General features: G+C 63.5%; 4 protein-coding genes. All 4 read left to right on the top strand.

The annotated features are described in order from the left end of the window. Positions 1-232 precede the first annotated feature (232 nt). The 4 genes from BQ17_RS13425 to scpB all read left to right on the top strand — a co-directional run bounded on the left by BQ17_RS13425 (position 233) and on the right by scpB (position 3,790). Entirely contained in the window at positions 233-913 is a 681-nt protein-coding gene (locus BQ17_RS13425) for a site-2 protease family protein (protein ID WP_089727883.1), read from the top strand. Between the two features lie 170 nt (positions 914-1,083). Then, positions 1,084-2,301, top strand: coding sequence for a tryptophan--tRNA ligase (locus BQ17_RS13420; protein WP_089727880.1), 1,218 nt, complete (start codon positions 1,084-1,086; stop codon positions 2,299-2,301). Between the two features lie 83 nt (positions 2,302-2,384). After that, positions 2,385-3,128, top strand: coding sequence for a segregation and condensation protein A (locus tag BQ17_RS13415; protein WP_089727878.1), 744 nt, complete (start codon positions 2,385-2,387; stop codon positions 3,126-3,128). Then, on the top strand, positions 3,125-3,790 hold the full coding sequence (gene scpB / locus BQ17_RS13410) for an SMC-Scp complex subunit ScpB (protein ID WP_089727876.1): 666 nt from the start codon (positions 3,125-3,127) through the stop codon (positions 3,788-3,790). Before BQ17_RS13415 ends, scpB begins: the two co-directional genes overlap by 4 nt. Positions 3,791-4,189: the final 399 nt, after the last annotated feature.

The raw sequence follows: 4,189 nt of genomic DNA, 5'->3' as shown, positions 1-4,189 counted from the left end.
GCGGCGCGGGTGGAACCTAAGTGCCCGGATTCCCGGCCAACGCCGCTGGTATCCCCCGTGACTGAGGTTCGATGCGGTCGTGCCGCTTTGCCAGCGCACTCCAAAGCAGTCCGGAATCCATAAAGAGCCTAACGTTTATTGTAACTTGTTGATTTATAATGATATGCGCTCGCTCTGATCCGCCACCCAGGCCCAGACGATGAAGCTTCGGAACTAGGTATATAATGGGGCAATGAATGCCTTGAACAGTATCCAGCTGCTGGCGGTGATCGTGCTGCCGGTGCTCTTTGCCATCACGGTGCACGAGGCGGCCCACGGCTGGATGGCAAACCGGCTGGGTGACGGTACGGCCAAGATGCTGGGACGGGTGACCCTCAATCCCCTCCGGCACATCGATCTTCTCGGTACCCTGATCGTCCCCCTGATCACCTTTCTGGTGACCGGTTTCCTCTTCGGCTGGGCTAAGCCGGTGCCGATCAACGGGCGTAATCTTCGGCAGGAGCGGCGGGATCTGGCCCTGGTGGCCCTGGCGGGACCGGGGGCGAATCTACTGATGGGCGTATTGTGGGGCCTGGTCGCGCAGGGTGGGCTCGCGTTTTTGGATACCTCCCGGTGGCTCGCCTTGCCGCTCCTCTACATGGGCGCCACCGGGGTATTCATCAATGTGCTCCTGATGGTGCTGAACCTGTTTCCACTGGTTCCGCTCGACGGCGGGAGGGTACTCAATGCCCTGTTACCGCCCACGTGGTCGGCCGGGTTCTCGCGCTTGGAGCCCTATGGGCTGATCCTGCTGCTGGTGCTGCTGGTCACCGGCCTGTTGGGCTCCCTTCTGCTTCCGATCATCGAGGGCACGATCGGCCTCCTGCCGGGCGCTGAGGTTGTAAAGGAGCTGTTTTTCCACCGCCAGCCTTAGCGATTGCTGTCAAATGACATCCCGGCTTGCTTGCCTTCGCGTCTGTCGGTTGGGTTATGACAACCGTTACATAGCTCGACGATGCGCCGGTTGTCGTGCCTTGCAGAGGAACGAAAATTCGGCGTAATCTGGCCTACCCTTTTCCGCCAATCGCCTTAGGACTTCGATCATTGAACGCTGCTTCCCCCCATGGCAACCGCGTCATCTCCGGCATGCGGCCCACCGGACGGCTGCACCTCGGCCACTATCACGGGGTGCTCAGGAGCTGGCTGGAGCTGCAGCACGAGCACGAGTGCTTCTTCTTCGTCGCCGATTGGCACGCCTTGACCACCCATTACGATGACCCGTCCCCGATCCCGGGGAGTATCTGGGATATGGTCGTGGACTGGCTCGCCGCCGGGATCAACCCCGGCTCTGCGACCCTGTTTGTTCAGTCCCGCGTGCCGGAGCACGCGGAGCTGTATCTGTTGTTGTCCATGATCGCGCCCTTGGGTTGGTTGGAGCGGGTCCCGAGCTACAAAGACCAGCAGGAGAAGCTGAAGGAGAAGGACTTGGCTACCTACGGCTTTCTGGGTTATCCGCTGCTGCAGAGCGCGGACATCCTGATTTACAAAGGGGGGCAGGTCCCGGTGGGGGAGGATCAGGTAGCCCACGTGGAGCTGACCCGAGAGATCGCCCGCCGCTTCAACCACATTTATGGCCGCGAGCCGGGGTTCGAGGAGCTGGCGGAACAGGCCTGTAAGAAGATGGGCAAGAAGAACGCCAAGCTCTTCGACAAGCTGCGTAGGAAATATCGGGAGCGAGGCGATCAAGAGGCCCGGGAGGTAGCCCGCGCCCTGCTCGAGGGTCAGGGTAATATCACGGTGTCGGACCGCGAGCGCCTGTTCGGCTACCTGGAAGGGGGAGGGCGCGTAATCCTCCCGGAGCCCCGGGTCCTGCTCACCAAGGCCTCCAAGATGCCGGGCCTGGACGGACAGAAGATGTCCAAATCCTATGGTAACGCCATCGCGCTGCGGGACGACCCTGCGGAGGTGGAGCATTCCCTGCGCACCATGCCCACCGATCCCCAGCGGGTACGCCGTACCGATCCGGGGGATCCCGAGCGATGTCCGGTGTGGCGGCTGCACCAGGTCTACTCGGACGAGGAGGTCAAGTCTTGGGTCCGGGAGGGCTGCCGCACGGCCGGCATCGGTTGCATCGACTGCAAGCAGCCGATCATCGACGCGGTGCTCGACGAGCTGCGGCCGATCCAGGCACGGGTACGCGAATTGGAGCAGCAGCCGGACCTGGTCCGGAATCTGATCAACGATGGTTGCGAGGCGGCGCGGAACCTGGCAAGGGAGACCATGGAGGAGGTGCGGCACGCCATGTCGTTGGTGTTCCCGTGACCGAGGGGACAGCTGACCCCCGAATCGACGGTGATCGGCCGCAGCCACAGGGGACACCCTGCGCCATTGTGCAGGGTGCTCCCATGCTCACATTCCCCCAGGACCTCTACATTCCCCCGGATGCCCTGGAGGTCATCCTCGAGGCCTTCGAGGGGCCGCTGGACCTGCTCTTGTATCTCATCCGGCGTCAGAACCTGGACATCCTCGATATCCCCATCGCCGAGATCACCGAGCAGTACATGGAGTACGTCGAGCTGATGAAGGACCTGCGCCTGGAGCTGGCATCCGAGTACCTGGTCATGGCCGCCATCCTGGCGGAGATCAAGTCGCGCATGCTGCTGCCGCGGCCGACGCCGCAGGAGGACGAGGAAGACCCCCGGGCCGAGCTGGTACGGCGGCTCCAGGAGTATGAGCGCTTCAAGCAGGCGGCCCTGGACCTGGACGCCCTGCCGCGCCTGGGACGGGACGCCTTCGTCACCCGGGCGCAGATACCGCCGGGACAGGTACGCCGGCTGCCGCCGACCGTGGACCTGCATGAGCTGTTGCTGGCCCTGCGCGAGGTCCTGGCCCGGGCGGATCTCTACCTCAGCCACCGGGTCGAGCGGGAATCCCTGTCCCTACGCGAGCGCATGGCGAAGGTGCTGGAGTATATGCAGGGAGCGGGCTTCGTCCCCTTTGTCCACCTGTTCGAGTTGGGTGAGGGGCGGGCCGGAGTCGTGGTCACCTTTCTCGCCTTGCTCGAGCTCATCAAGGACGCCTCCATCGAGCTGGTACAGCCCGAGCCCTTCGCGCCCATCCACGCCCGGCTGCGTGGGGCCGAGGCGTGAGCGGGCAACCGTCCCTCAAGCAGATCCTCGAAGGGGCCCTCCTGGCGGCCGGTGAGCCCCTGACCCCGGATCGTCTGCTCGGCCTCTTTCCCGATGAGGAGCGACCGACCCGAGATGGGGTGCTGGAGGTCCTTTCATCCCTGGAGCGGGACTATCGGGACCGGGGTATCGAGCTGATCCAGGTTGCCGGCGGCTTCCGGGTCCAGGTCCGCAAGGAGACGACCCCCTGGGTGGCACGCCTGTGGGAGGAGAAGCCGGCCCGCTATTCCCGTGCCCTGCTGGAGACCCTGGCCCTAGTCGCCTACCGCCAGCCTATCACCCGCGGCGAGATCGAGGACATTCGCGGTGTCGCCGTCAGCACCCACATCGTCAAGACCCTGACCGAGCGCGAGTGGATCCGCAGCGTCGGCCACCGCGACGTGCCTGGCCGTCCGGCCCTCTATGCCACTACCCGTAAGTTTCTGGACTACTTCGGGATGCGTTCCCTGAACGACCTGCCGACCCTGGCGGAGATCCGCGACCCCGAATTCCTGGGCGGCCAGGTGGCCCAGGAGCAGCTCGCGGGATCGGATGAGCCGCCCCTCGAGGTCCGGGCGGCGGTCCCGGCGGAGAAAGCGAGCGACGCGGGAAATAACGCCGGGGCCACATCCGATGACAGCTAGGTCCTGTTGACATCTAGGAGGCTGTCTAAAAATTAAGATACTGATTTTAGGGTATAAAATCTGTAAATTTCGCACTCGTTCCCACGCTGGAGAGACTGTATAAAGAATTCGCCCTTGGTGGTGGCGAGGGTAAACTCCCGGTCGAGTTCGATCCGAGAGGTTGAGATTGATGGCGAGAGGTTACAAGCCAGGCGTCGCCCGTGCCCAGGCAGCACGCCTGCCCGCCCGGATTGAAGCCTAGGTCAGCGAAACCAACCGCGTTCGGGCTTTCTCTCGTTCCCACGCGCCGCGTGGGAACGCAGAAGCTCCGCGCCGCGGAGTATCTCGGAAACTCGTAGCCGCTGCTGCATGGGCCTGATGTGCTTGATTTTCATGAGGATTCAGCTCAATTGAGAACGC

The organism is Candidatus Thiosymbion oneisti (assembly GCF_900092655.1).
Classification (GTDB): Bacteria; Pseudomonadota; Gammaproteobacteria; order Chromatiales; family Chromatiaceae; genus Thiosymbion; species Thiosymbion oneisti.
Note: the sequence above shows the minus strand (reverse complement) of the source record. Positions and strands in the feature narration are given on the sequence as shown.